The sequence below is a fragment of the Paraburkholderia fungorum genome (assembly GCF_900099835.1).
Lineage (GTDB): Bacteria > Pseudomonadota > Gammaproteobacteria > Burkholderiales > Burkholderiaceae > Paraburkholderia > Paraburkholderia fungorum_A.
In genome coordinates this window covers 2,839,286-2,862,866 of the sequence record NZ_FNKP01000002.1, presented here as the reverse complement: position 1 = coordinate 2,862,866, position 23,581 = coordinate 2,839,286, and the positions used below count along the sequence as shown (strand labels likewise).

Genomic DNA, 23,581 nt, shown 5'->3' with positions numbered 1-23,581 from the left:
GATGGACGTCGATCAGTACGAAAATTTTCCGGTCGCGAGCGTGTTGCTGCCCAAGGCGCTGCGCGCGCCTATCGGCGTTATCTATCAGGTGGTTCGCACGGCGGCCGACATCGCCGATGAAGGCGACTGGAGCGCGGCTCAGCGTCATGCCCGCCTCGCCGATTTCCAGGCAGGCCTGGACGCGGTGGCCGAACGGCGCGCGGCGCCGGTGCATCCGCTGCTGTTCGGCAAACTGGCCGGGGTGGTCGCGCAATACAAGTTGCCGCTCGCGCCGTTTTACGATTTGCTGCGCGCGTGTGCGCAGGATATCGACACCAGCCGTTACGCCGACCGCGCGGCGCTGCTCGATTACTGCCGTCATTCGGCGAATCCGATCGGGCATCTGATGCTGCACCTGGTGGGCGCGGCCACGCCCGAAAATCTCGCCGACGCCGATGCGATCTGCACGGCGTCGCAGTTGATCAGCTTCTGGCTGGAGGTCGCGGCCGACTGGAAAAAGGGTCGCGTGTACTTGCCGCAAGCAGACCTGCAGCGTTTCGGCGTGACCGAAGCGTATATCGCCGAAGGCGTGTCCGACGAAAAGTGGCGCGCGCTGATGGAATACGAGGTGGCGTTTGTCCGCGAGACGCTGGTGCGCGGCGCGCCGCTCGCGTTGCGTATTCCGGGGCGGCTGGGTATCGAGCTATGCGGCGCGGTGCATGGCGGCTTGCGCTTTCTCGAACGGATCGAGCGAGCGGACTACAACGTGTTTCGCGAGCATCCGGTGCTCAGCACATTTGACTGGTGCGTGGTCGCGGCGCGCACGCTGGTGATGTGGCTTTCGCGCCGCGTCGGCGTCGAGGCGCGTTCAATCGAGGGTAATGCTTAATGGCGGCGGTTCTGTTTGTTCTTTCGTGTGTTTCCCTGTTGATCTGGGGCGTGCTGCTGTTCGCGCGTGGCGGTTTCTGGCGCTCGCGTCCCGCCGCGCCGCTGACGGTCGCGCCGCGCGTCACGTGGCCGGTGGTGGTCGCCGTGGTGCCGGCGCGCAATGAAGTCGACGTGATCGCCGAGGCGGTCACTACGCTGCTCCAGCAGGACTATCGCGGCGATTTCCACGTGATCGTGGTGGACGATCACAGCACCGACGGCACCGCCGACGCCGCCCGCGCAGCCGCGTTGCAACTGCAATGTCCCGACCGTCTGACGGTGCTGAGCGCCAAGCCGTTGCCGCCGGGCTGGTCCGGCAAGGTGTGGGCGCAGTCGCAGGGTATCGAGGCCGTGCGCACGCACGGCTTGCCCGCCGACTATCTTTTGCTGACCGACGCCGACATCGGCCATCCCGCCGACGCGCTGGTGCAACTCGTCGCGCGTGCGGACGCGGAAAAGCGCGATCTCGTGTCGCTGATGGTTCGTCTGCGCTGCGATTCGTTCTGGGAAAAAGCGCTGATTCCGGCGTTCGTGTTCTTCTTCGCGAAGCTGTATCCGTTCGCGTGGGTCAACAATCCGCGCAATCGCACGGCTGCGGCTGCGGGCGGTTGCATGCTGGTGCGCCGTAGCGCGCTGGAAGAAGCGGGCGGTATCGAGTCGATCCGCGCCGAGTTGATCGACGATTGCAGTCTCGCCGCGCGGATCAAGCATCGCGGCACCGGACGTCATCCGATCCGGCTGGATGTGGCGGCGCGCAGCGTGTCGCTGCGTCCGTACGATAGCTGGCGTGAGATCTGGAACATGATCGCGCGCACGGCCTTCACGCAACTGCACTACTCGCCGTTGCTGCTGGCCGGCACGCTGGCCGGCATGACGATCATTTACCTGATGCCGCCGATGGCCGCGCTGGTGTTGGGTCCGCTGGGCTGGCCCGCATGGCTGGCCTGGGCGGCCATGTGCTGCGCGTATGCGCCGATGCTCAGCTACTACCGCCGTTCGCCGCTGTGGGCACCGTTTCTGCCGCTGATCGCGCTGTTTTATGTCGGCGCGACGTTTGCGTCGGCGGTGCGTTACTGGCGCGGTAAAGGCGGTCAGTGGAAGGCGCGGGTTCAGGCGCCAGTGCAGGAGCGCTGAACTTGCGCGGCCGCAACTGATGGCAGCGATGCAATAAAAAACGGCGCCTCGGCGCCGTTTTTTGCATCACGCGTTGGTGAGCATCATGTACATCTGGATCACGATGTCGGGTGAGAACGTGAACGGCACCCAGCCGTGACCGGTGTGACGCATGATTAGCAGACGGTCGCCGTTCGACTGTTTCTGCACGGCCATGACCGGGTTTTTCGTCGATACGAAACGCCAGCCGGGCGGAATGCCGGGCGGCGGCTCTGGCGTCATCGATGCGCGCGCGTTCGACAATTCCTCGATCAGCTTGCCGATCTGTTCCGGACGCAGCGCGACCGTCTGGTCGCCGATCGTCATCGTGATCTCGTTCTGCCCCGGACGATCGATTTCGAGCGTGGGCTGGAATTGCGCGGCCGGTTTTTCATCAGACTTCTGTTCCGCCGCTGCCGATGCCACGTCGCGATCAACCGCAACCGCTTCTGCCGACGATTCGGCCGCAGACGCTTGCGCCGCCACCTGCTGCTGCGCGATGGCGGGTTCTGCTGAAGTCTCGGAGATGTTTTCGGCCTGCTGGGCCACGACAGCGTGAATGAGCTGGTCGAGGCTCACTTCCAGCGCGCCGAGCTGTTCGTGAAGATTCATGCGAGTTTCTCTGATAAGACCCACGATTTTACCTGCTGCGCGTAGGCTTTGACCCCTCGCGACCACGGGACTTGTAACAAAATGCTTACGGTCGCGCCAGAGGTTGTGTCCGGCGACGTTCTGTGTTCATGCGCGTGACGCCTTGAGATAACCCGCCTGCCTGAACCAGTCGAGCGCGTCGCTCAAACCCTCGCGATAAGGCCGCGCGCGATAACCCAGTTCACGCTCCGCCTTCGCAGACGTGAAATACATCTTGTTCTTCGACATTTTCAGACCGTCGACGGTAACGAACGGTTCGCGTTTCGTGATCTTCGCGACGGCTTCCGCGCCCATCGCCAGTGGATACAGCGGCCAGCGCGGCAGGCTGAGCGTTGGCGCCTTGCGGCCGGTCAGCGCGGCGATATCCGCGAGCATTTGCTGAAGCGGCAGATTTTCGCCGCCGAGAATGTAGCGCTCGCCGATCTTGCCGCGTTCGAGCGCGAGAAAATGGCCGGCCGCGACGTCGTCTACGTGCACGAGGTTCAGGCCCGTATCGACGAACGCGGGGATCTTGCCGGTCGCTGCCTCGACGATGATCCGCCCGGTCGGCGTCGGCTTCACGTCGCGCGGACCGATCGGCGTGGACGGATTGACGATCACCGCCGGCAGTCCATCTTCGGCGATCATCCGCTCGACCGCGCGCTCGGCCAGCACCTTGCTGCGCTTGTACACGCCGATCGCCTGATCGGCCTTGAGCGGCGAAGTTTCGTCGGCGGACTGCCCGGAACTCGTCACCTTGAGCGTCGCGACGCTGCTCGTGTAGACGATGCGCTCCACGCCTTCCTTCAGCGCCGCGCGCATGGTCGCCTCGGTGCCTTCCAGGTTCGAGCGCTCGATCTCGCCCGGGTCCGGCGCCCACAGCCGGTAGTCGGCGGCGACGTGCAGCAGGTAGCGCACGCCGCGCAGAGCCTTGCGCATCGACGCCTCGTCGCGCATGTCGCCGACGACGATTTCCGCGTTCAGCGACTCGACGTTCTGCCGCGGACTGGTGGCGCGCACCAGCACGCGTACGTTGAAACCCTTCTGCTGCGCGATGCGCGCCACCGACGAGCCCACGAAGCCGGAAGCCCCGGTGACGAGTACGAGATCGCGATTCTGTTCGGTCATTCTGTATCCATTTTCCTGCGTGACAGTCGACGGATTGTACGTGGCGGGCTTGTCCTATGTCGCGTGAACGCTACTGGCGACGCGTGTCGAACCCGCAGCGGACTCGCGCGCGGCCGAGCAGGCTCGCCGCGACTTGACTAGAATGCCCGCTTGAAAGACTGTGAGGAGAGGACGGCATGGCCCCGGATCTGGATCAGCGGATCGAAACGTATTACGTGCGAGTGCGCGGCCACGTGCAGGGCGTCGGCTTTCGCCACGCCACCGTGCGGCAGGCGCACGCGCTTGGCATTAAGGGATGGGTGGCGAATCTCGACGACGGTTCGGTCGAAGCAATGTTGCAAGGCTCGGCCAATCAGGTCGACCGGATGCTGTCGTGGCTGCGTCACGGGCCGCCGGCGGCGCGCGTGACCGAAGTGGCCGGCGAGGAACGCGCGACCGAAAAGCGTTACGAGCGTTTCGAGCAGCACTGAACGACGCGAATCCCCGTTAATGAAAAAGGCGGCGCGCCATCATCGCGATGGCGCGCCGCCTTTTTATCTTTTTACCCGCGTCTGCGAGCGAAAGTGACGCCGTAGCGCCTACTTCGCCAGCAGCAGACTCTCCGCGAATCCCCACTCTTTTTCGATCCACTGATGGCTGCACACGAAGCCCGCATCGTCGGCAATCGCGCCCATTTCTTCGGCGCGATATTTGTGGCTGCTTTCGGTCCAGATCGTTTCGCCTTCCTTCAGCGACACCGTCAGTTGCGCCGCGCGCACGTGCGCGGTGATGTCGCGTTTCGCACGCAGATGCATCTCGATACTGCGCGCGTCCGGGTTGAAGCGCGCGACATGCTCGAACGCATCGAGCGGAAAATCGCCGTCCAGTTCGCGATTGATCCGCGCCAGCAGATTCAGATTGAACGATGCGGTGACGCCGACCGAGTCGTCGTACGCGGCAACCAGCACCGGCGTCGGCTTGATCAGATCGGTGCCGAGCAGCAGGGCGTCGCCGGGCGCGAGCATGTTGCGGATATCGCGCAGAAAACGCGTCGCCGCGAGCCGGCCGAAATTGCCGATCGTGCTGCCGAGGAACAGCACCAGCAACCGTTCGTCCGGCGCGCGCTTCTTGCTGACTTCGGCGAGACCGGCGAGGTAATCGCGTTCGTACCCGACAATCGAAATCCGTTCGATATCGCCGAGCTCGCGTCTGCATAGCTGCAGCGCACTGCGCGAAATTTCAATCGGGCAGTAAGAAGTGGGGCGCTTTTTACACAGCGCTTCCAGAATGCGCCGCGTTTTACGGCCGCTGCCGCTGCCGAGTTCCGCCACCACCACGTCGTGCGGAAGATGCTCGACGATGTCCACCGCGTGCTTCGCGAGCAGCCGTTCTTCGGCCCGCGTCACGCCGTATTCCGGCAATACGGTGATCACTTCGAACAGCGCCGAACCGACTTCGTCGTACAGATATTTCGACGGCAGTTCTTTTTGCGGCGTGTGACTGAGGCCCGCACGCACGTCGGCGGCGAAGGCGGAGTGGAAATCGGGTGAGACGTCGAGCGAGAGGGCTGGCTGGGTCATGCTGGCTCCAGTAGTCACATTCGATGAGCGGGATTGCCGACCGGGCGGCGACATGCGTGGCCTGAACTATTTGACGCATGTCGTGGGAAGAAGGGCGGCGAGTCGGTTGGACTGCCCGGTGCCGGCCCGGCTAGTTGATGCTTTCTCTGCTGTTACCGCCAATGCGGCAACCAGCGTTGCGAGATTGAGTAGCAAGATTCGCGCTTGAGCGGCTTCGTCGAAGCTTCCAAATGAATTGCGCGAGATTTGCCGCTGAAAATACGGGGTTTTGTCTCCGCACATGAAGTTACGTTCTAGTGCATCGACGCGCGATGCGCACGAAATAATTACGGCCTGGCGATCGCTGCGCTCATCAGCCTTTGACGGATAACCCGTCTAGAATGCCGGCTTGCGTCGCTTGTTCCCGACGGCATGCTTACTTCAGCGCGAGACCTTGGTGGGACGACAGCGTACTTCAGTGGGACATCAGTGAGACTTCACGGCCAATGACAACAACGAATGCGTCGCCAGCCCATGCTGCGCTGCGAAAAAACACCGGCACACTCGTGTTCGCGTTTCCCTTCAGATCGCCGCCTGTCGACGCCATCGCGACCAGGATTGCGCAATGAACCAGTATGACCCAAAGCGCGGAATCGCGTTGTCTGTGAGCGCGTCGGCGATGTTTGCGTTGCTGTCCGCTTACGCCACCTTGCTCGCGCCGCTGAGCGGCCTCGATATTTTCGCGTGGCGCGTGATCTGGACCGTGCCTGGCGCGCTGTTACTCGTCGCATTGCGCAAGCGCCTGCCTATTCTCCGGCAACTTCTTTACCGCATGGTGACCGAGCCGATGCTCGGCATGGCAATGATCGCGAGCGCGGTGTTGCTCGGGCTTCAATTGTGGGTATTCCTGTGGGCGCCGCTGCATGGCCGGATGCTCGAGGTGTCGCTCGGCTACTTTCTGCTCCCGCTGACGATGGTGCTGGTCGGCCGCTTTTACTATCGCGAGCGGCTCGACGGATTGCAGTGGCTCGCGGTGTTCTGCGCGGCGCTTGGCGTCGCCCATGAATTGTGGGCGACCGGCGCATTTTCGTGGCCGACCTTGCTGGTGGCGCTCGGTTATCCGCCGTATTTCGTGCTTCGTCGCAAGATCAATCAGGATTCGCTCGCGATGTTCACCGTGGAAATGGCGCTGCTGTTACCGCCGGCGATCTTCTTCGCGATCAGCGGCGGCTCGCTGACGAAGATCGCCGGGCGTGTCGACATGTGGTGTCTGCTGCTGCCGGGTCTTGGTGCGTTGAGCACGCTCGCGCTCGCTTCGTATCTGAAGGCGAGCCGCTTATTGCCGGTCGCACTGTTCGGCATTCTCGGTTATGTCGAGCCAGCGTTGCTCGTGCTGGTGTCGATCACGTTGCTCGGTGAAGCGCTGAGCGCGTCGCAGTTGGTGACTTACATTCCGATCTGGATCGCGGTCGCGTTGACGGCGCTGCATAGCGTGCGGCTCGTTCGGCTTGCGCCGAACTGATTGGCTGACTCACTGCACCGCGCGACGCCAATCAGCGCTGCGCCGTTGCGTGATCCTGATTGATGCGCGTCGGGCCCACATCCGCCTCGATCGCTTCGCGCAGCGCGGGACGCCAGCCGAAACCGAACAACGCTTCCGCAAGCACGAACAGCGGTCCGATCAACAGGCCGATTACATCGTCGACAAAAGCGGGCTTGCGATGTTCGTAAGCGACGTGCCCGATGAACTGGAACGCCCAGCCGACCACAAAAAGGCCGACGCCCGTCACGAGCCACACCACCGTGGATTGCGCCGCAGTCCACTGGCCGAACGCGACACACAGTGCCGACACGCACACCATCATCAGCCCGAGCGGCACGTCGAGCACCAGGTAGTAGACGGTTGCCGCCACGAACAGCACCCACGCCGGGGACAACGTGAATGGCAGCGAGCCGGCCGCGAAGGCAGGGCGGCTCAACAGAACCGCCAACGCAAGCACGATCATCGGAATGCCGACGAAATGCGTGGCGATGTTGCGGCGGTCGCGATGGTAGGCCGCGTATTGCGTCAATTGCTGCGTCAGCGTTCTCATGGATGCCGCTCCTCGGTCAAAGTCAGCATAATCGCGGGCAGCGGAATTTCAAACCATCGGGTAGCCGACAATCGTGCACGGATGCCGTCCTATGACTGCGAGTTTTTCATCGAATGAGCTTGCCGGGCTGCTTGAGCGCAGCGCTTGGTTTCGCTCGGCGCCTGCCGCGCTGCGGGCCGAGTTGATTGAAATGGGGCGTGTCGAACACTTCGCCGCGGGCCAGCGTCTTTTCACGCGCGGCGATTCCGACGACGGCCTCTATTGCGTGCTCGACGGGCTGATGCGAATCGGTGCTGCCAGTTCGGCGGGGAAGGAAGCGTTGCTCGCTGTCATCGAACCGGTCAACTGGTTCGGCGAGATTGCGTTGTTCGACAATCGGCCGCGAACCCACAATGCGTATGCCGAACGCGATTCCGAACTGTTTCACGTGCCGCGCGCGGCGCTCGCCGCGCTGCTCGAACGCACGCCTGCGTACTGGCATGTATTCGGTTTGCTGTTGACGCAAAAACTGCGTCTCGCTTTCGATGCGATCGAGGAAGCCGCGCTATTACCTGCTGCACAACGAGTGGCGCGTCGATTGTTATTGATGGCGGGCGGTTACGGCGAACCCGGCGCATTGCGTCGCGTGCTCAAGGTCCCGCAGGAAGATCTGGCGATGATGCTGGCATTGTCGCGGCAGACGATCAATCAGGTACTCAAGCAATTCGAAACGCAGGGCGCGTTGAAACTCGGCTATGCCGAAATCGAAATTACGGACCCGCACAAGCTCGGCGAATTGGCGGATCTGGAACCCGGCTTGCCGACATCACGCGATTAATGCGCTTTTTCGACTACGCCATGTCGTTGCAGCGGGCCGATCAATGCGACAGGCAGTGTTGAGATTAGCGTGTGCAGAGTGAAGTCCAGGTCTTCAATCGCGATGTCGAGTTGCACGCGAACTTCTTCGCGAACGTGGTACGTGCCGGCGACATAGACGCCGAGCGGCGAATGAAGCAATGCGCGTAACGACGACGCGCCAGCAGGATCGTTCGATGGATGAGGCAACGTGACTTGCAGCAGCGCGCGGGTCGACGGAAAGGGAATGACGTTGGTGCGTTGAACCCGTGAATTGCCGGGCGCTTGAGATTGCGTGTGCACTGCTTCGGCAAGGTTATCGATTGATTGCGTGAGAGCCATGTTATGAGGCGTTCGTCGACGCCATGGTTAATCAGGACAATGAGAGGTTAGACGTTCCTGAGTAAACGTAGTGCAAAAATTAACGCGCATTTCTGCCACACGAAAACAATAAAAAAAGGCGAGTCATTCAAGACTCGCCCTCCCTGAACGGCACGACCTGGCTTCGATTAATACACCATAGATGGCTGGTGCGTGCCGAATCCGATCACGTGTTATTGCGTCTTCGTCGTGTCGGTTTGTGCGCCGTCGGCTTTAGCCGGGGCATTGCTGGCCTCTTTCGCGCTCTCCGTTTTCGTCTTCACGGCGCTCGTTTTGACAGCGGCTTTCTTGACGCTTTTGTGGGTCGCCGGATGAGTGGTGGACGTCTTCTTGATGTGCGCTTTCGTTGCGGCTTTCGCCGGCGCCTTGGTCGCGGCAGCGCCCTGGTCTGCGGAACCGGTTTGCGCGGCGGTGCTCGCCTTCAGATTCGCCTGACCGGCGGGTTGCATCTGCATCGGCTGCGCGGATTGCGTGGCGGACGGCGCGGCCGTTTGAGCAAAGGCGGCCGACACGAACAGAGCGGAAGCGAGAGCGGCGAAAAGCGTCTTCATGGTGTAACTCCCTTTGGGAATCGGTTGATTCTTTTGTCGCGTCTGAATTGTTTCAGCGCTGCCGGTTTAACGCGGACGAGACGACAGGAGTTGACGACGCGATGGTGACAAAACGTAACCGCCGATACATATCGGGGTGCTGAATCAGCGAGGAGAGATTGCGGGTGAGGCGAGGGCGTATGACGGCGAGAGAATTTCTCGCCGTCATACGAAAGCTACTGCGTTTAAGGCTTGATCGAACCGCTCAAGCGTTACTGAAACGGATTCGCGATGACGCCTGGTTTTGCGTCCGGTTCGTCTTTCACTTTTGCCGGCAACGACGGTTGCGCCTGCAAGCTCGCGACGATCGCATCGACCGCTTCCTTCAATGCAAGCGCCGCCTTCAGTCCGCGCTGATCCTGCGTCAACTCCAGCGTGCCGTTCAGTACGACGCGCGTGGTGCCGTTGGTCAGCGTGAGCGCATCGCCCTGAATGTTCAGCACGTCGTCATCGTTCGAATAGGGTTTAAACACCTTTCAGTCCTCCCGGTCGCTGGTCTTTGAGGTTTTCCGGAATGCCCGGAAAGCGGATGCCCGATGCTGCTTCGAGTTCGTGAATCGTCCTGATGTCGTAACGGTTAGTCGATACATTGTCCACCACGACGGCAAACGCCAGCTGCCGCGACGGCACGTAGACGACCTTGAACAGTTGCGTCGGCACGAACACGCGGGTCGGCCCGATGGTCTGCAACTGCTGGCCGTTGAAGATCGGTCCGGTGACGACATAAGTATCGTCGTACGACATCGCGATCTTGCGCACCGACGATTCGATCCGTGCCCACAGCCGCTGATTGTTCTCGCGGTTTTGCGGAACGATATTGGCCAGCGAGAACGATTGTGCCATCGCCTCCTGATTCCAGCGATTTCCCGCCGGGCTCATATGCCCGCGATCGAAGCCACTGCGTTTGTAGTCCGCGAGCGTTGCGCCTTCACCGTCGGGCAAACGCGTGTCTTCGAAGAACTTGTTGGTGCGCACCATCTCTTTCGCGGCTTCGATATGGTCGCGCGTCAGATGTTCGGCGGACCAAAGCGGACCGTGCGTAATGCCCGAATGCAGAACCGCGAAATCGCTATAGCAAAGCATGCGCGTTTTCGGCGCCATCTTCTGATTGGTCAGAGTGGGCCATTGCGCATTCGGAGTGAACTGGGTGCAGGAGGGCGCCGCGCTGGCGTGAGCCGCAACGGCAAAAAGCAGACAGGCAAACCACTTCTTCATGTGTCGGTCAGTCGAGGGGTAGGGCGCAAGAGTATAGCGTCGCGAACCCGGATCGGGCGACCGGAAAACGTGCAACAGAAGCAAGCGGAGAAATGCAGATGACGCGTCGCGATCAAATCGGATTCGATGAACGAGCCGTGTCGCGCGGACAAAAAAATGGGCCGCTTTGCAGCGACCCTAATGCGTGGAATTCAAACTCTACGATCACAAACTTAAGGTTGTCTTAAATCCGTCGACCAGAGAATAGTTATGTGAGTCGGCGCACGCTTGTGCGGCGTCACGCGAATACGCGTGCACATCCGCATGAGCGCATTAACAACGCGCATGGAATTTTCGACCGATTAAAGCGCAAAGAAATAGCGCAAGGAACCTAATTACCGAACACGCTGTTTTCAGCACGAACCGTCTGACGATCAACGGCTTGCAGCCGCCAGAAACCACTGGCCGGCGCGCGCGTGGGCAATGCAGTCCACGCGGCGGCGCCTTGCGCGGCGCTCACGCGCTGCTTGCGGTCGACGTGCAAACCGCGCAGCGTACATAGCGGCGCATCTGTGCTGGGCGCGCAAAGCGTGGTCACGCCATTGTCGTCGTGCAACTCGCCCCACGGGGGCAGATCGATCCCTTGATGCGCTTCTCTCGACCACCGGTGTTCGTCGGTGTCGAGCCATAAGACCGCATAGTCGTGGCTGACGGTGGGATCGGAACCGTTGATCAGAATAGTCAGTCGCATGTCAGTTCCGTACAGATTGCGAATTGATGCTTTATCAGTCTATGCCGCGATGCGTGTTATTCAAGGCAAACGTCTGATGATCCGGTACGAAAAAACGGACTCGCGATGCGTTTTAGTGGCACACGCGGCGTTACGATAATCGTCCTCGTGACGACGTTTTGCGGAGGAGCGATGCGGCTCCGATTTTTGCAAATCACTTTGCTGACGGGATCGTTTTGCGCGATGACGTCCGCCGTTTTTGCTGCGGACAGCACGCCCTTTTCTGCGCCCGCGCCGATCGTCTACATCACCGATTTCGATCTCGACGTGGCGAACGTTTCGCCCGATAGCGGACCCGGCCAGCGGGTGCGTCGTCTGCGTGGCTTGCTGCCGGATGGACCCGGGCCGCTCGCACAGGACAGGAATCCGCAAGACCACGCAAAGCACATCGTGAACGAGATGGCCGACGCGCTGACCGACGACCTGAAAAGCGGCGGCGTAGACGCGCGTCGTATTGCGCGCGATCAACCGTTGCCCACCGAAGGATGGCAAGTGCGCGGCGTGTTTCTGAATGTCGATGACGGCAATCGTCTGCGTCGCGCAATCGTCGGTCTCGGCGCGGGGCAGAACGACATTCAGGTGGCGGTGTCGTGCGACCGGCTCGGCGCGGCGGATTTGCCGCCGCTTTATCAGGCGGTCGAAGAGGCGGACAGCAGGAACATGCCTGGCGCGGTCGTCAGACTGAACCCTTATGTGATCGCGGCGAAGTTCGTCATGGCGAGCGGCGACGAAAAAAAGACCATCAAAAAGACCGCGCAGCAGATTTCAGATGCGGTAATCGCGAGGCTGCATGCTGATGCAAAGTAGAGCGTTGCAATACTGCGCGTGACGCATCGCAGCAGTGTCGGCATGTTTGAATCGCGAGCGGATAAAACTACGGCAATCGACGCTTCACGCGCCAGCTGCTGTGCGTGGAATCGACGGCCAGTAGCAGCCAATGCCTTGCATCGACGGGATGACGTTTTCGGGTCGCATAACCGTCGACGGTCAACTCAAGCTCGTCGAACGCGCGCCGGTGGCAGGTGGCGTGTGCGCCGGAGCCGTCCGCGAATTCGACGATCGCAGCGGCCGCGCTGGCCGGCTCGGGCAAGTGCGCGATGCTTACCGCGCAGCCCGGGTAAAGATGCGAGTCGGCAACCTGGATCTGAACGGATTCGGACATGAGCGAGCCCTCCGGACGCTGGGGCGAAGCGGGCATGCAACGCCGTTTCGCGCGATAAACCGGATCAAAGCATAGCACCGCATGAAACGGTGGCAGTGCAGCAAAATCAGCCCGGCATTTGCATTAACCAACCCGTACGTGTGCGTCATTTTTCGACATGTATTGGCCCAACGTCGGCACGAGCCGCGCAGCCGTCGACACTTTCCGCTTCATCCCGGCGATGGGCGGTACCAGCAGCGCGTTTTTTTTGCGCCCCCTCGAGCATTGCTTACGCCGTACGCCCCGATAAATATTCGCTGTATGCTTCGCGCTATCATGCTGATCTGACCACGACGAACAGCGGAAACGGCAGCCAAGATGGCCAAAGAAGAACAGACCGGAGCGGGACGCAAACAGGCGAAATCACGAGGCGCGGCGCAGGACGACACCGCGTTGTCCCTGGCGCCTGCTGCCGACATTCCCGACACCCCCGATCCCGCCGATGACGAGAGCAGCGGCGGCTCGACCTATCTCGTACCAGGCCTCGAACGCGGCTTGCGGATTCTCGCTGAGTTCAGCGCGCGCGAGCCGGTACTCGGCGCACCCGAGTTGTCGAAGCGGATCGGCATTCCGCGCACGACCACCTTCCGTTTGCTGCAAACCCTCGAAGCGCTCGGCTTTCTGGAGCGCGTGAACGGCGACCGTCATTTCCGGCTGAGCGTCGCGGTGTTGCGGCTCGGCTTCGAATATCTGAGTTCGCTCGAATTGACCGACGTCGGCACGCCGATCCTCGAACAATTGCGCGATGCAACCGGCCTCAGTTCGCATCTGCTGATTCGCGATCAGCGCGACGTGGTGTTTGTTGCCAAGGCGCAAACCCACGAGCCCATGTTCAGTTCGGTGAAGGTGCATGTCGGCACGCGCCTGCCCGCTCACGCCACCGTGCATGGCCAGGTGCTGATGGGCGATCTGAGTTTCGATGAATTGCGTCAGTTGTATCCCGAGCCGCAACTCGAACGATTCACCGAGCGCACGCCCGCTACCGTCGATGAACTGTCTGAACGGGTGCGCGAAAGTGCGCTGCTCGGCTACGCGTTGAGCGAGGCGTCGTTCGAACGGGGCATTTCGGTGGTGAGCGCGCCCGTGCGTGATCAGAGCGGCAAGATCGTCGCGGCGTTGACGGTGACGATTCCGCGTTCGGATATCGGCGAGGCGGAGGAGCGCGAACCGCTCATCGTGCAGGTATGCCAGGCGGCGCTCGACTTGTCCGAGCGTCTGAGCTATCGCCCGAGGCCGGACGATCCGACAGTGGTTCAGGCTCGCAGCAAACCGGTGTCGGCGAACTGATTCTGCTTGCGGTTTGTGCGCTTGCAGGTCCGGCTGAAAAATCGCAGCACGGACCTGCGTCAATCACATCACATCACGATTGCGTCACATCACAACGTGTTCAGAACGAGTGGTGAATACCGGCCAGCAGAATCGTCTGGTTGCGTCCGCTCGATACCCCTGCGGTAAAGAAAGCAGCGTCCGTGTTCGATCCTGCGCGCATGTACAGCGCGTTCGCATACAACTGCGTCGACTTCGACAGCGAATACACGTCGCCGATCATGAACTGCGTCCAGCGGTGCCCCGCGAGCGTCGTCGTCGCAGCGCCGCCGGCCACGGTGTTGAACGGCGTGAACTGATAGTTCGCGCCCGCATCGTAGCTTTGGTACGTGTCCGAATGCCCCGCCGATTCCAGCTTCACGCGCGTGTACAGACCATGCACCAGCAGCTTGCCGAACTGGTATGACGCGCCCGCGCCCATGTTCTGCACCTTGTCCGCGACATAGTTCGCCGACGCTACGCCCTGGAACGTGGCGAGACCGGTCGTGACGAGCGATGGCGTGCGGTCGTTCTCCGCTGCATACGTGGCACCGGCCTTGAACGGGCCATTCGCATAGGTCAGCGCGAAGCTCAGGTTTTTGCCGGTCGCGAAGTTCGTCGTGTTGCCGAGACCCATCATCGCGCCGACGGTGAAGCCGCCGAAATTCGTCGAGCGGAATTTCATCGAGTTGTCGTAGGGCACGACGCCCGTGTCGGCGAGCGAGTCGATGTTGCCCGGGTGGAACGCGTACCAGCTGGCGGCCAGATAAGCGGTGCTCAGCGGGCCGAGCACGTCGAAGCTGAACGGCGTCTGATGACCGAGTGTGACCGTGCCGACCTTGTCCGAACTCAACCCCACGAAAGCCTGGCGATTAAACAGCGTGCCCGATTTCGCGAATGCGCCCGTGTTCGTATAGAAGCCGTTTTCAAGCTGGAAAATCGCCTTCAGCCCGCCGCCCAGATCTTCGACACCCTTCAGGCCCCAGCGATCAGGCTGCGTGTTGCCCTGCTCCATCATCCATTTCGAACTGCCTGCTACGTTGCTGACATACGCGATACCGGCATCCAGGCTGCCGTATAGCGTCACACTGCTCTGCGCCCACGCGCCCGTCGTTGCGCAGATTGCCGTCAAGCCGGCTGCAATGATGTGCTTCACCGTTTGGTTCTCCTGATCATACGACCCTGGATCTCGCCAATGGGCCGTCCCTGATCCTTGCATTGGGGTTGATTGCCGTTCTGGTTTTAATGCGCCAAAACCGCACCGCTTTATGTTCCACCTATGGGCTTCTGTATCGCCTATGGAAAAGTATAGAGAGTCTTAAAGTGGTCAAAATAAATTTTCGGACCCCGTACAAACCCGCATGTGGGGCGGTCGATCTGGCTCCGAACGGGCCTGGAGCCAGTCCCCAAAGGCTTTGAAACGCATAAGCGGATTCCCGCCACACCGCGCAATGCTGTGTTGCGGACACGACAGTCGGTGTTTTCCCCTACAGCTCCAGATTTTTATTTTTTTCCTCATCAAGCCAATCCTATAATTATCCATACACGAACTGATGTTCCTTAGGTGGAACATAGAGATTCAGGAGAAGGCGAGAAATGACTGATCAATGGCGCTGCGCCGGCCATGCCGGCGACCTGTCCGAAGACGCGCCGCTCGAGTTCAAACTCGACGGCACGGAAATCGGCATCTACAAAGTGGGCGACGAGCTGTACGCACTCGAAAACGTCTGCCCCCACGCATACGCGTTGCTGACGCAGGGCTTCGTCGACGGCGACACCGTCGAATGTCCGCTGCACGAAGCCGTGTTCCATATCCCCACCGGCAAATGTCTGAAAGAGCCCGGCGGCCGCGACCTGAAGATGTACTCGGTACGTCTTGCGGGCGAAGAAATCCAGATCAAGGTGGCATGACATGCGAGAGGTAGCCGTGAACTTCAATCCTTTCCTGAAGCCGTGGCTCGCGCCGCAGCCGAACAACGTCGCCGGCAAGGGCGTGATCGAGAAACCGGGCCAGCAGGAAAACATGGTCTGGCAGAACCGCAAGGCCGAACCGACCCAGTACGAAAACGACTTCGGCGATGCGCTCGAAAAAGTTTTCGAAGCCGGCGCGATGGAGTTGCAGGAAGTCGTCGACGGTCTGAACCGCGTCGGCTTCCGCACCCCGGAAGGCCAGCCGTGGGACGCCGAGCGCCTCGCCGCCGAATTCCGCCTGCTCGCCGACTAGGCGCGCCCCCTCGAACACCCGCGAACACGTTTCATCGCTTTCGTACCCGGAGTCTCCTTATGACGTCCCCCACTACAACTCAAGGCTCGGCCGACCCGATCCAGTCCTACCTGGACAAAGGCCTGCGTAACTACTGGTATCCCGTTGCACCGAGCTGGCAAGTCGGCGACGCGCCGGTCGGCATCACGCGGCTCGGCGACCAGATCGTGCTGTGGCGCGACAAGGAAGGCCAGGTCCGCGCACTCGAAGACCGCTGCCCGCATCGCGGTGCGCGTCTGTCGCTCGGCTGGAACCTCGGCGGCAGCGTCGCGTGCTGGTATCACGGCATCGAAGTCGACGGCACCGGCACCGTGCAGCGCGTGCCGGCCGTGTCGGCGTGCCCGCTCGAAGGCACCAAGTGCGTGAAGTCGTATCCGGTCGAAGAACACGCCGGCGCGATCTTCCTGTGGTTCGGCGACGAAGCGCATAAGGAACCCGCGCCGCTCAAGCTGCCGGAAGAGCTGGTCGGCGAGGAATACGCGAGCTTCCTGTGCATGTCGAACTGGAAGTGCAACTATCAGTACGCCATCGACAACGTGATGGACCCGATGCACGGCGCGTATCTGCACGCGACGTCGCACTCGATGGCCGAAGGCGATAAGCAGGCCGACATGCGCGTGCGCAAGACCGAAACCGGTCTGATGTTCGAAAAGGTCGGCCAGCGCGACGTGAACTTCGACTGGGTGGAACTCGGCGAAACCGGCGCGCTGTGGATGCGCCTCGCGATTCCGTACAAGAAGAAGTTCGGCCCGGGCGGCAGCTTCGGGATCATCGGCTTCGCGGTTCCGACCGACGGCGACAACTGCCAGGTGTATTTCTGGCGTACCCGCAAGGTGCAGGGCTGGCAGCGCGACGCATGGCGCTTCCTGTATCGCAATCGTCTGGAAGGTCTGCATTGGGACGTGCTGGAGCAAGACCGCTACGTGCTGGAAAGCCTCGCGCCGAATGCACGCGAACACGAGTTCCTTTATCAGCACGACGTCGGCATGACGCGCGTGCGCCGCATGCTGCGTCAGCGCGCGCAACAGCATTTCGCCGATCTCGACGCGCATCGCGCGCAAGTTCAGGCGCAAGCGGGAGCCGGTCAAACCGCCGAAGCGGGCCACAGCCATGCATAACGACGCGCTCGCAGCGCTCAACGGCCGACGCGTCCTCGTGACGGGCGGCGCGCGCGGTCTCGGCGCGGCGTTTGTCCGCGCGCTGGTCGCGGTCGGCGCGAAAGTGGTGTTCGGCGACGTGCTGCATGAAGAAGGTCAGGCACTCGCGGCATCGCTCGCAGCGCAAGGACATGCGGCGACGTATCTGCCGCTCGATCTGGCGAATCCGCAAAGCATCCAGCAATTCGCGGAGCAGGGCGCGGCGCAACTCGGCGGCCTCGACGCGCTGATCAACAACGCGGCGATCACCAACTCCGGCGGCAAGTTCGCGGACGAATTGTCGGTCGATACGTGGGACGCCGTGATGAACGTGAACGTGCGCGGTGTCTGGTTGATGAGCACAGCCGCGCTGCCGTTTCTGCGCGAGTCGGGCCGCGGCAGCATCGTCAATATCGCTTCGGATACGGCGATGTGGGGCGCGCCGAAACTGCTCGCGTATGTCGCGAGCAAGGGCGCCGTGATCTCGATGACCCGCTCGCTGGCGCGTGAATTCGGCGCGCATCAGGTGACCGTCAACGCGATCGCGCCAGGCCTGACCGAAGTCGAAGCGACCGCTTACGTGCCTGCCGAACGTCATCAGTATTACCTGCAAGGCCGCGCTTTGACGCGCGCTCAGGTGCCCGACGATGTGACCGGGCCCGTGTTGTTCCTGTTGTCCGATGCCGCGCGCTTCGTAACCGGCCAGTTGCTGCCGGTGAACGGCGGCTTCGTGATGAATTGATCTTGTCGAATCGAAAGGAGAAAGAGATGGCGGATGCCGATATCGAACGCAAATCGTGGGAACAACCCGCGGAAGCGAGCTTTGGACAATGGCTTGACAGCCGCGTCGCGCGCCTTGAAACGCGTCGCTACGACTGGGACGCGTTGAAGTTCCAAGCGGACTACGACCCGAAATATCGCCGTGCGCAAATGCGCTATGTCGGCACGGGCGGCACGGGCGTCGCGAAGGACATGAACACGGTGCCCGCAGGCGGCTTCACGTTTTCGACGATGGTGATCCCGGCCGGCAACATCGGTCCGAGCCATATTCATATGGATGTCGAAGAAATTTTCTTCGTGCTGCGCGGCAAGATGAAAGTGATCTGCGAGAAAGACGGCGAAACGTGGGAAGCCGTGCTCGGCGAGCGTGACCTGATCTCGGTGCCGCCGGGCGTGTATCGCACGGAAATCAACATCGGCGAAGAAGACGCGCTGATGTGCGTGATGCTCGGTTCGCCAAAGCCGGTCACGCCGACGTATCCGCCGGATTCGCCGCTGGCGAAGCTCAAGCGCTAAGCCCTTATCGAAGTCTGATTCGCAGCAGTACAAAAACACCCGCGAAGGAAATCATGTCCGCAGTCCCGTCCGTTACCGCCGATCAACACGCCTCGCTCGAAACGCGCCTCGCGCGCTTTCCGGCGCAGCAGGTCGAGTTGGCGTCGCAACGTGTGCTGAGCTATCGCGAAGCCGCGAGCGCCAACACCGGCGCGTTGCCGCTCGTGCTGTTGCACGGTATCGGGTCGGGCGCGGCGTCGTGGGTGCAGCAGTTCGAAGTATTGGCCGCGAACCGTCGCGTGCTGGCGTGGGATGCGCCGGGTTATGGCGCGTCCACGCCGGTTGACGCAGAGTCGCCCGTGGCCGCTCACTACGCCTCGGTATTGAAGGACTGGCTCGACGCACTCGCTATCGAACGATGCGTGCTGGTCGGGCACTCGCTCGGCGCGATCATCGCCGGTGCGTTTGCTGCGGCGAATCCGCAGCGCGTGGCCGGTTTGCTGCTGTTGTCGCCGGCTGGCGGCTACGGCGCGGCATCTGCGGAAGTGCGCGAAACGAAACGCGACCAGCGCCTCGCGATGCTGAACGAACTCGGCCCGCAAGGTCTCGCCGAAAAACGCAGCACCAATATGTTGTCCGCGAATGCAAACGACGAAGCCCGCGTATGGGTGCGCTGGAACATGTCGCGCGTGATCCCGCGCGGCTACGCGCAGGCGACGCATCTGCTCGCCAACGCCGACCTCGCCAGCGACCTCGCGCGCTTCACAGGCCGCATCAACGTGGCCGTCGGCGCGGACGACACCATCACGCCTCCCGCCGCCTGCGAGCGAATCGCCCTTGCCGCAGGCACCCAATTGCAGGTCGTGCCGCGCGCGGGGCACGCCGGTTATATCGAAGCACCCGCCGCGTACACCGCGATCATCGACACGTTCTGCCGCACGAGCGGTGGACAACGGAGCCAATGAATGACGCCCGACACACTCAACGCCGAGCGCAACGCGGACGACGACCGCAACGACACCGGTAGCGACAGCAGCTACCGCGTGCCGGGTCTCGAACGTGGTTTGAAGATTCTCACGGAGTTCTCGCCGCGCGAGCCCGTCCTCGGCGCGCCGGAATTGTCCCGCCGCCTGAAGATTCCGCGCACGACGGTGTTCCGTCTGCTGCAAACGCTCGAATCGCTCGGCTTTCTCGAACGCGCCGACAAAGACCGTAACTATCGGCTCGGCGTCGCCGTGCTGCGGCTCGGTTTCGAATATCTGAGTTCGCTCGAATTGACCGACCTCGGTCTGCCGATCATCGAAGCATTGCGCACCGAAACCGGCCTGACGACGCACATCGTGATTCGCGACGGACGTGATGTCGTCTTCGTTGCCAAAGCACAAAGCCATGCGCCGATTTTCAGTTCGGTGAAGGTCAACGTCGGCACCCGTCTGCCCGCTTATGCAACGACGCACGGCCAGGTGCTGATGGGCGACATGACGCTCGACGATCTGAAGAAGCTCTATCCCGAGCCGGAACTGGAGCGTTTCACGAAGCAGACGCCCGCCACCGTCGAAGACCTCTATGAGCGTGTGCGCGACGACGCACTGCGTGGTTTTGCGATCAGCGAGTCGTCGTTCGAACGTGGCATTTCGGTGGTCAGCGTGCCGGTTCGCAACGACACGGGGCGCATCGTCGCGGTCATCACGACGACGATTCCGCGCCACGAGATCGACGCGTCGCTGCTCGACAGCGGCCTGATCGACAAGGTCCGCCGCGCGGCCGATGAACTTTCGCAGCGGCTCAACTATCGGCCGAAGAACGCGCCGAATGCGGGCAGCCAATACATGAAGGCACTGGGGCTCTGATGATTCAAATCGATTTGACCGGACAGGTGGCGGTGGTGACGGGCGGTTCGTCCGGCATCGGCCTCGCGACTGCCGAACTCTTTTTGCGGGCGGGTGCATCGGTTGCGATTTGCGGCCGTAACACCGAGCGTCTCGCGCACGCGGAAGCCGCGCTGAAAGCGAAGTTTCCCGCCGCGCAATTGCTCGCTCAAGCCTGCGACGTACTCGACGCCGACGACGTCAACGCCTTCGCGCAAGCCGTGCAAACGCGCTTCGGCCGCACCGACATGCTGGTGAACAACGCCGGCCAGGGTCGCGTCTCGACGTTCGCCAGCACGACCGACGACGCCTGGCGCGAAGAACTCGACCTGAAGTATTTCAGCGTGATCCGCCCGACCCGCGCGTTTCTGCCGATGCTGCGCGATGCGGCTGGCGGCGGCAACGCGGCGATCGTCTGCGTGAACTCGCTGCTCGCGCTGCAGCCGGAGCCGCACATGGTCGCGACTTCGTCGGCGCGCGCGGGCGTGCAGAACCTCATCAAGTCGCTCGCCGTAGAACTCGCGCCGCAGCATATTCGCGTCAACTCGATTCTGATCGGCATCGTCGAATCGGGTCAGTGGCGCCGCCGTCACGCTGCGGAAGCGCAGCCGGGCCAGAGCTGGGAAGACTGGACCGCCGAACTGGCGAAAAAGAAAAACATTCCGCTGGGTCGCTTCGGCAAACCCGAAGAGGCCGCTCAAGCGCTCTTTTATCTGGCTACCACGCTGTCGTCGTACACGACGGGCAGTCACATCGATGTTTCTGGAGGCGTTGCACGACATGTCTAACAAAACCACCGTTGGCGAACTGATCGCCGCTTTCCTCGAGCAATGCGGCGTTCAAACCGCATTCGGCGTGATCTCGATTCACAACATGCCGATCCTCGACGCGATTCATAACCGCGGCAAGATCCGCTATGTCGGCGCGCGCGGCGAAGCCGGCGCGGTCAACATGGCCGACGGCCTCGCGCGTGTCTCGGGCGGCCTCGGTGTGGCGTTCACCAGCACCGGCACCGCAGCGGGCAACGCAGCGGGCGCAATGGTCGAAGCGCTGACGGCAGGCACGGCGCTGCTGCACGTCACCGGTCAGATCGAAACCGAATATCTGGATCAGGACCTCGCGTATATCCACGAAGCACCGGATCAACTGTCGATGCTGTCGTCGATTTCGAAGGCTGCGTTCCGTGTGCGCTCGGTCGAAACCGCGCTGCCGACGATCCGCGAAGCCGTGCGCGTAGCGCAAACCGCACCGAGCGGTCCGGTCAGCGTCGAAATTCCAATCGACATTCAGGCTGCGGAAGTGGAGTGGCCCGCCGATCTGGCCGCCCCGCACGTCACGACGCTCACGCATTGCAGCCAGCGCGTCGCGCAACTGGCCGAGCAACTGGTCAACGCGAAGCGTCCGCTGTTGTGGCTCGGCGGCGGCACGCGCCATGCTGCGAAGGCGGTCGAGCGTCTGGTGGCGCTGGGCTTCGGCGTGGTGACCAGCGTGCAGGGCCGCGGCGTGCTGCCGGAAGATCATCCGGCGACGCTCGGCGCGTTCAACGTGCATGCAGCGGTCGAGAGCTTCTACAAGACGTGTGACGCGCTGGTGGTGGTCGGTTCGCGTCTGCGTGGCAATGAGACGCTGAAGTACAAGCTGGCGCTGCCGCAACCGCTGTATCGGATCGACGCCGACGCGCTCGCCGATAACCGCGGCTATCGCAACGAGATGTTCATTCACGGCGATGCATCGGCCGTGCTCGAAGAACTCGCGACGCTGCTCGAAGGCCGCATCAAGGTCGATCCGAAGTTCGCGCAAGACCTGGCGGCAGCTCGCGAAAGCGCGGTCGCCGACGTGGGCAAGGGTCTCGGCCCGTACAAGCGCCTCGTCGACGCGCTGCAAGCCGCAGTGGGCCGCGACTACAACTGGGTGCGCGACGTCACGATCTCGAACAGCACGTGGGGCAACCGCATGCTGAAGATTTTCTCGCCGCGCGCGGGCGTCCACGCACTCGGCGGCGGTATCGGCCAGGGCATGCAGATGGGCATCGGTGCGGCGCTCGCGGGCAACGCGGCGAAGACGGTGTGCCTGGTCGGCGACGGCGGCCTGATGGTCAACGTCGGCGAACTGGCGACGGCCGTGCAGGAAAACGCCAACGTGATGATCGTGCTGATGAACGACCAGTGCTACGGCGTGATCCGCAACATTCAGGACGCGCAATACGGCGGCCGTCGTTGCTACGTCGATCTGCATCAGCCGGATTTCGCGCAGTTCTGCGAGAGCCTGAAGCTCACGCATTACCGCATCAAGTCGCTCGATCAGGCCGACGCGATCATTCGCGAAGGCATCGCGAAGGCGGGTCCGGTGCTGGTCGAAGTGGACATGCTGTCGGTCGGCTCGTTCGCTACCGCGTTCGCAGGCCCGCCGGTCAAGGAACAGGAGCCGGAACATGCGTGACGCCGGCTACGCGGGTCACCACGCTCCCGTCGATGTCGCGATGATCGGCTTCGGCGCGATCGGCCAGGCGGTGTATCGCTCGGTTGCCGCCGATCCGACCGTGCGCGTGTCGCACGTGATCGTGTCGGAGCGTCATATGGCGTCGGTGCGCGAAGTGGTAGGCGACTCGGTGGACGTGGTCACGTCGGTGTCCGCGTTGAGCAGCCAGCCGCATTTCGCGCTGGAATGCGCGGGTCATAGCGCGCTGGTCGATCACGTGGTGCCGTTGCTGAAGGGCGGCACGGATTGCGCGGTGGCATCGATCGGTGCGTTGTCCGACATGATGCTGCTCGACGCACTCTCCGCTGCCGCCGACGAAGGCGACGCGACGCTCACGCTGTTGTCCGGCGCGATTGGCGGCGTGGACGCGCTGGCCGCAGCCAAGCTCGGCGGCCTCGACGAAGTGCTGTACACGGGCCGCAAGCCGCCCACGGGCTGGCTCGGCTCACCCGCCGAACTGGTGTGCGATCTGAACGCGCTCACCGAAGAAACGGTGATCTTCGAAGGCAGCGCGCGCGAAGCGGCGCGGCTCTATCCGAAGAACGCCAACGTGGCGGCGACGATCGCGCTTGCCGGTCTGGGCCTCGACCACACCACGGTCCGCCTGATCGCCGATCCGAACGTGACGCGCAACGTGCATCGCGTCGTGGCGCGCGGCGTGTTCGGCGAGATGTCGCTGGAAATGTGCGGCAAGCCTTTGCCGGACAACCCGAAGACGTCCGCGTTGACCGCGTACAGCGCGATTCGCGCGTTGCGCAATCGTGCAGCCCGCTGCGTGATTTGAGACCCGAGTTAAGACATTAGCTGAAGCAAACCGGA

At 62.2% G+C, this 23,581-nt stretch carries 28 protein-coding genes; 17 read left to right on the top strand and 11 right to left on the bottom strand.

What is annotated here, in order from left to right; all coding sequences use genetic code 11:
• Nucleotide 1: 1 nt before the first annotated feature.
• Together hpnC and BLS41_RS28765 are read left to right on the top strand one after the other, a co-directional pair.
• A complete protein-coding gene (gene hpnC, locus BLS41_RS28770; RefSeq protein WP_074770871.1) occupies nt 2-868 on the top strand; it encodes a squalene synthase HpnC in 867 nt (288 codons plus the stop codon).
• Nucleotides 868-2,040, top strand: coding sequence for a glycosyltransferase (locus BLS41_RS28765; protein WP_074770870.1), 1,173 nt, complete (start codon nt 868-870; stop codon nt 2,038-2,040). Before hpnC ends, BLS41_RS28765 begins: the two co-directional genes overlap by 1 nt.
• A gap of 66 nt (nt 2,041-2,106) precedes the next feature.
• Here the strand turns inward: BLS41_RS28765 and BLS41_RS28760 are convergent, their stop codons facing one another.
• Nucleotides 2,107-2,670 (bottom strand): hypothetical protein, encoded by a 564-nt coding sequence (locus BLS41_RS28760; RefSeq protein WP_074770869.1) that lies wholly within the window; start codon nt 2,668-2,670, stop codon nt 2,107-2,109.
• Nucleotides 2,671-2,796: 126 nt separating this feature from the next.
• Complete coding sequence (hpnA, locus tag BLS41_RS28755) at nt 2,797-3,816, bottom strand: hopanoid-associated sugar epimerase (protein ID WP_074770868.1); 1,020 nt, start codon at nt 3,814-3,816, stop codon at nt 2,797-2,799.
• A gap of 176 nt (nt 3,817-3,992) precedes the next feature.
• On the opposite strand from hpnA, the gene BLS41_RS28750 reads away from it, so the two are divergent.
• Complete coding sequence (locus BLS41_RS28750) at nt 3,993-4,286, top strand: acylphosphatase (RefSeq protein ID WP_074770867.1); 294 nt, start codon at nt 3,993-3,995, stop codon at nt 4,284-4,286.
• A gap of 108 nt (nt 4,287-4,394) precedes the next feature.
• Here the strand turns inward: BLS41_RS28750 and egtD are convergent, their stop codons facing one another.
• On the bottom strand, nt 4,395-5,375 hold the full coding sequence (egtD, locus tag BLS41_RS28745) for an L-histidine N(alpha)-methyltransferase (protein ID WP_074770866.1): 981 nt from the start codon (nt 5,373-5,375) through the stop codon (nt 4,395-4,397).
• 604 nt (nt 5,376-5,979) lie between these two features.
• Between egtD and rarD the strand changes: the two genes are divergently transcribed.
• On the top strand, nt 5,980-6,876 hold the full coding sequence (rarD, locus tag BLS41_RS28740) for an EamA family transporter RarD (RefSeq protein ID WP_074770865.1): 897 nt from the start codon (nt 5,980-5,982) through the stop codon (nt 6,874-6,876).
• A 31-nt stretch (nt 6,877-6,907) separates the two neighbouring features.
• Here the strand turns inward: rarD and BLS41_RS28735 are convergent, their stop codons facing one another.
• Nucleotides 6,908-7,447: an Mpo1 family 2-hydroxy fatty acid dioxygenase gene (locus tag BLS41_RS28735; protein WP_074770864.1), complete on the bottom strand. Its 540-nt coding sequence runs from the start codon at nt 7,445-7,447 to the stop codon at nt 6,908-6,910.
• Nucleotides 7,448-7,538: 91 nt separating this feature from the next.
• Here BLS41_RS28735 and BLS41_RS28730 point away from each other — a divergent pair, with 91 nt between their 5' ends.
• Nucleotides 7,539-8,264, top strand: coding sequence for a Crp/Fnr family transcriptional regulator (locus BLS41_RS28730; RefSeq protein WP_074770863.1), 726 nt, complete (start codon nt 7,539-7,541; stop codon nt 8,262-8,264).
• Here BLS41_RS28730 and BLS41_RS28725 read toward each other — a convergent pair.
• From BLS41_RS28725 to BLS41_RS28705, 5 genes are all read right to left on the bottom strand, one after another.
• Nucleotides 8,261-8,623, bottom strand: coding sequence for a hypothetical protein (locus BLS41_RS28725; protein WP_074770862.1), 363 nt, complete (start codon nt 8,621-8,623; stop codon nt 8,261-8,263). The two genes, BLS41_RS28730 and BLS41_RS28725, sit on opposite strands and share 4 nt — an antisense overlap.
• A 212-nt stretch (nt 8,624-8,835) precedes the next feature.
• Nucleotides 8,836-9,213 carry a hypothetical protein gene (locus tag BLS41_RS28720; protein ID WP_074770861.1) on the bottom strand — a complete coding sequence of 126 codons (378 nt, stop codon included), beginning with the start codon at nt 9,211-9,213 and terminating at the stop codon, nt 8,836-8,838.
• Nucleotides 9,214-9,464: 251 nt separating this feature from the next.
• Nucleotides 9,465-9,725 carry a hypothetical protein gene (locus BLS41_RS28715; RefSeq protein ID WP_074770860.1) on the bottom strand — a complete coding sequence of 87 codons (261 nt, stop codon included), beginning with the start codon at nt 9,723-9,725 and terminating at the stop codon, nt 9,465-9,467.
• A complete protein-coding gene (locus BLS41_RS28710) occupies nt 9,718-10,467 on the bottom strand; it encodes a DNA/RNA non-specific endonuclease (RefSeq protein ID WP_074770859.1) in 750 nt (249 codons plus the stop codon). The genes BLS41_RS28715 and BLS41_RS28710 overlap by 8 nt, the downstream gene beginning before the upstream one ends.
• Nucleotides 10,468-10,837: 370 nt before the next feature.
• Nucleotides 10,838-11,197: a DUF3564 domain-containing protein gene (locus BLS41_RS28705; RefSeq protein ID WP_074770858.1), complete on the bottom strand. Its 360-nt coding sequence runs from the start codon at nt 11,195-11,197 to the stop codon at nt 10,838-10,840.
• 222 nt (nt 11,198-11,419) lie between these two features.
• Between BLS41_RS28705 and BLS41_RS28700 the strand changes: the two genes are divergently transcribed.
• The gene (locus BLS41_RS28700) at nt 11,420-12,043 is read left to right on the top strand and encodes a DUF4410 domain-containing protein (RefSeq protein ID WP_253189786.1); all 624 of its coding nucleotides are present in this window, start codon (nt 11,420-11,422) and stop codon (nt 12,041-12,043) included.
• A 67-nt stretch (nt 12,044-12,110) separates the two neighbouring features.
• Here BLS41_RS28700 and BLS41_RS28695 read toward each other — a convergent pair whose 3' ends face one another.
• Entirely contained in the window at nt 12,111-12,398 is a 288-nt protein-coding gene (locus BLS41_RS28695; protein ID WP_074770856.1) for a hypothetical protein, read from the bottom strand.
• Between the two features lie 357 nt (nt 12,399-12,755).
• Between BLS41_RS28695 and BLS41_RS28690 the strand changes: the two genes are divergently transcribed.
• Nucleotides 12,756-13,724, top strand: a complete 969-nt coding sequence (locus BLS41_RS28690) for an IclR family transcriptional regulator (protein ID WP_074770855.1) — start codon at nt 12,756-12,758, stop codon at nt 13,722-13,724.
• Nucleotides 13,725-13,824: 100 nt separating this feature from the next.
• Here the strand turns inward: BLS41_RS28690 and BLS41_RS28685 are convergent, their stop codons facing one another.
• Nucleotides 13,825-14,898 carry a porin gene (locus BLS41_RS28685; RefSeq protein ID WP_074770854.1) on the bottom strand — a complete coding sequence of 358 codons (1,074 nt, stop codon included), beginning with the start codon at nt 14,896-14,898 and terminating at the stop codon, nt 13,825-13,827.
• A gap of 440 nt (nt 14,899-15,338) precedes the next feature.
• Here BLS41_RS28685 and BLS41_RS28680 point away from each other — a divergent pair, with 440 nt between their 5' ends.
• The 10 genes from BLS41_RS28680 to BLS41_RS28635 are packed head-to-tail and all read left to right on the top strand — an operon-like array spanning nt 15,339 to nt 23,546.
• Nucleotides 15,339-15,653 carry a non-heme iron oxygenase ferredoxin subunit gene (locus tag BLS41_RS28680; RefSeq protein ID WP_074770853.1) on the top strand — a complete coding sequence of 105 codons (315 nt, stop codon included), beginning with the start codon at nt 15,339-15,341 and terminating at the stop codon, nt 15,651-15,653.
• A gap of 1 nt (nt 15,654) precedes the next feature.
• Nucleotides 15,655-15,966: a recombinase-like helix-turn-helix domain-containing protein gene (locus BLS41_RS28675; RefSeq protein WP_074770852.1), complete on the top strand. Its 312-nt coding sequence runs from the start codon at nt 15,655-15,657 to the stop codon at nt 15,964-15,966.
• Nucleotides 15,967-16,025: 59 nt separating this feature from the next.
• Nucleotides 16,026-17,123 carry an aromatic ring-hydroxylating oxygenase subunit alpha gene (locus BLS41_RS28670; protein WP_074770851.1) on the top strand — a complete coding sequence of 366 codons (1,098 nt, stop codon included), beginning with the start codon at nt 16,026-16,028 and terminating at the stop codon, nt 17,121-17,123.
• Nucleotides 17,116-17,883: an SDR family oxidoreductase gene (locus BLS41_RS28665; protein ID WP_074770850.1), complete on the top strand. Its 768-nt coding sequence runs from the start codon at nt 17,116-17,118 to the stop codon at nt 17,881-17,883. The genes BLS41_RS28670 and BLS41_RS28665 overlap by 8 nt, the downstream gene beginning before the upstream one ends.
• 26 nt (nt 17,884-17,909) lie before the next feature.
• Nucleotides 17,910-18,437, top strand: a complete 528-nt coding sequence (locus tag BLS41_RS28660; protein WP_074770849.1) for a cupin domain-containing protein — start codon at nt 17,910-17,912, stop codon at nt 18,435-18,437.
• Between the two features lie 53 nt (nt 18,438-18,490).
• The gene (locus BLS41_RS28655) at nt 18,491-19,381 is read left to right on the top strand and encodes an alpha/beta fold hydrolase (RefSeq protein ID WP_074770848.1); all 891 of its coding nucleotides are present in this window, start codon (nt 18,491-18,493) and stop codon (nt 19,379-19,381) included.
• Nucleotides 19,382-20,266 carry an IclR family transcriptional regulator gene (locus tag BLS41_RS28650; RefSeq protein WP_074770847.1) on the top strand — a complete coding sequence of 295 codons (885 nt, stop codon included), beginning with the start codon at nt 19,382-19,384 and terminating at the stop codon, nt 20,264-20,266.
• On the top strand, nt 20,266-21,072 hold the full coding sequence (locus BLS41_RS28645) for an SDR family oxidoreductase (protein WP_074770846.1): 807 nt from the start codon (nt 20,266-20,268) through the stop codon (nt 21,070-21,072). Before BLS41_RS28650 ends, BLS41_RS28645 begins: the two co-directional genes overlap by 1 nt.
• Nucleotides 21,065-22,723, top strand: a complete 1,659-nt coding sequence (locus BLS41_RS28640; RefSeq protein ID WP_074771248.1) for a thiamine pyrophosphate-binding protein — start codon at nt 21,065-21,067, stop codon at nt 22,721-22,723. Before BLS41_RS28645 ends, BLS41_RS28640 begins: the two co-directional genes overlap by 8 nt.
• Nucleotides 22,716-23,546 (top strand): aspartate dehydrogenase, encoded by an 831-nt coding sequence (locus BLS41_RS28635; protein WP_074770845.1) that lies wholly within the window; start codon nt 22,716-22,718, stop codon nt 23,544-23,546. The genes BLS41_RS28640 and BLS41_RS28635 overlap by 8 nt, the downstream gene beginning before the upstream one ends.
• Nucleotides 23,547-23,581: the final 35 nt, after the last annotated feature.